This window comes from Rectinema subterraneum, from assembly GCA_009768935.1.
Taxonomy (GTDB): domain Bacteria; phylum Spirochaetota; class Spirochaetia; order Treponematales; family Rectinemataceae; genus Rectinema; species Rectinema subterraneum.
The window spans coordinates 1-2,318 of record WESA01000104.1 but is presented as its reverse complement, the minus strand read 5'-3'; the positions used below and the strand labels follow the sequence as shown (position 1 = coordinate 2,318).

Here is a 2,318-nt window from a genome sequence, read left to right as displayed (position 1 = left end):
GGGCAGTTCCAACCCACGAAGGGAGGCGCACACCTTCAAGAGTATGCGCCTTCCCACACTCAACTATCATAACGAGCCGGTAGCCCCGCCGGGTATTATCAAAGACGCGAGCTCGATCAACAGTACCAAGCATCTTCCCCAGGCTTGCTAGGCCTCGCTCATATCGCCGAACGACATCCGCAGAAGGGACATCATGCCCGCCTTTGGCAACGCGTTCGGCCACACGTTCAATAGCCAAGTCTGCACTATTCAGGCCGACAAAGAATAACTCAACATCGTATCCGCTCCGTTTGGCCAACCGAATCAGCTCTTCGTCGAAACGAGCGGTCATCGTGCTTTCACGGGCAAAGCTTTCTTTGGCGGTGATATGCCCACGTGCCCGCCTAGCAGCCTCTTTTCCCGCCTCAATAGGTGAAAGCCCGCTTTCGCGGGCTAAGCGGTCTGGATCAATGACCGGCATTTCTTCATCAAGACTGGTCGCTTGGCGTAGCGAACTCTTCCCTGCGCCATTAGGCCCGCAGATCAGAAGCATTTTCGGCATGGCTATGCTCCTTTATGACCTCGATGCAGCCATCGGGAAGCTCACGAACCATGCGCCCTTGCTCATCTTCGTAGACGAGCGGAATTCCACTCTTAAGCATGTCATCTAAAAGCATTTTTTGCCCACGCAGAGCACGTACTTCCAATTGTTCAAGTGAAATGGTCATACTGAACTCCTCGCAAATTGCTTGGCCTACACTACCCCAAGGGAACCCGCCTTTCAATCATCAACCGCGCCGGTTTGGTGCGCCTCCGCACTATACTCGTCCAGCACTTCTAGAAAATGAGGATTCTGCATACATGGGGAAAGCATACGGAAGACTCGTTGCATACTTAAGGCTGAGAACTGATTTTGCGCCATGAACTTCTTCAAGATCGTATCCGGCACATCCGAAAAGAAAAGCTCGAGGTGGGATATCCACGTTTCGGGCGAGTGCGTGCCCTTAAAAATGCCAACCAACGTATCTGCGTCGATGGACCTTTTGAGGGACACATTGACCGAAATAACAGCGGCTTCGGCTGCGGTTATCTTGGGGGTAAACATATCAGACTTTCGCGCTACCAAAGCCAAGCATTAATCCGAGAATGCCATTTACTGGGATAGAGGCTTTCTGGAGTTTCCCCAAGCGCCACCTCACAAAATTCAATGGGGCAAAAGGAACTTTGAATTACACTTCAACGAATGTGAACGACACTGCAACAAGCACCTAGTCCAGTTCATTGCCGAACTGAAGCGACGGATACCAATAAATGAAGACCTACGGATCGAGATCCTTACATTTTCTAGGGTACAGAAACCCAGCCGCGTCCATCAGGCAATGACGTGATATGCATGCCCGCGTCATAAAATAGCTGTTTGCCTATTCTGTTCAGAGGGTCAAATAAGTCAACATTTCTCCATGAATCACGAGAATCCCAAAGTTTGCGCAGGCAATATTGCATTTCATTGACGTGTTTTTCAAAAAAAACTTTTTCAGGAGAGTCTTCAATATATGTAAAAACGTCATCTTGCGATCCAATTCCATCAAGGTGTCCTATCAAGCGCGATATACATTGCATTGGGAACCAGACAGACTCACCCACATCAACAAGCAACTTATCAATATTTCCATGATGCCTATATGATAAAATAGCGTTCGCACTCTTCAAAATGGCGTCGCTTAGTGAATTACGAACGAGTTCATGCTCAGTACTCGTAATGGCATCCTTCCCAAACATAGCACTTATTCTACAAGCGCAGTACTCCATTAAAATTGACTCTGAAAATTGCATTAATATTTTTTCTTCATGCGTACCATAAGTGTAGTTCAATAAAAAGCCTGGCATTTTATGCTCAATAAAAGTATGCACCTCGACGTGCGCGCATTCACGCGCTATTGTATACAATGCAGTTGTTATATACGGGTTGTTTTCGTCTAAAATCGGAGTAACAATGGTATCTCTAAAAATTATGTATGATTTTAATTTTTTTCTCTATAAACGAGAACTGTCTTTGCACACCCCTCAGCAACACTATTCTTGGTATAGCCCAGCGGGGAAAGGCCATCTTTACCCCTATCAACTGAAGCAAGACCTTCTGCATAGTCTGACGCAACTGTCACACCAGCAAGTCCACTGACGTCAATATACACACCAAAAGCTCTCAAGCAATCCATCAATATGCCTGTCTCTTATACACATCTAGATGTGTATAAGAGACAGGCTTATATACAACCCACGAAGGGAGGCGCACACCTTCAAGAGTATGCGCCTTCCCACACTCAACTATCATAACGAGC

Annotated in this window: 4 protein-coding genes; all 4 read right to left on the bottom strand. The window is 46.9% G+C overall.

The window, feature by feature from the left end; translation table 11 throughout:
• Positions 1 to 541 (bottom strand): ATPase (locus GAP13_RS12950; protein WP_158908707.1); only part of this gene is annotated, 541 nt, incomplete at its 3' end.
• Complete coding sequence (locus GAP13_RS12945) at positions 510 to 707, bottom strand: hypothetical protein (RefSeq protein ID WP_158908706.1); 198 nt, start codon at positions 705 to 707, stop codon at positions 510 to 512. The genes GAP13_RS12950 and GAP13_RS12945, both read right to left, overlap by 32 nt.
• A gap of 53 nt (positions 708 to 760) precedes the next feature.
• Complete coding sequence (locus tag GAP13_RS12940; RefSeq protein ID WP_158908705.1) at positions 761 to 1,084, bottom strand: hypothetical protein; 324 nt, start codon at positions 1,082 to 1,084, stop codon at positions 761 to 763.
• 239 nt (positions 1,085 to 1,323) lie between these two features.
• Positions 1,324 to 1,866 (bottom strand): hypothetical protein, encoded by a 543-nt coding sequence (locus GAP13_RS12935; RefSeq protein ID WP_158908704.1) that lies wholly within the window; start codon positions 1,864 to 1,866, stop codon positions 1,324 to 1,326.
• Between the last annotated feature and the right edge of the window lie 452 nt (positions 1,867 to 2,318).

Excerpts from the sequence above, each read along its gene's own strand:
- GAP13_RS12945 (WP_158908706.1), bottom strand. The coding sequence starts at position 707 with ATGACCATTTCACTTGAACAATTGGAAGTACGTGCTCTGCGTGGGCAA.
- GAP13_RS12940 (WP_158908705.1), bottom strand. The coding sequence starts at position 1,084 with ATGTTTACCCCCAAGATAACCGCAGCCGAAGCCGCTGTTATTTCGGTC.
- GAP13_RS12935 (WP_158908704.1), bottom strand. The coding sequence starts at position 1,866 with ATGCCAGGCTTTTTATTGAACTACACTTATGGTACGCATGAAGAAAAA.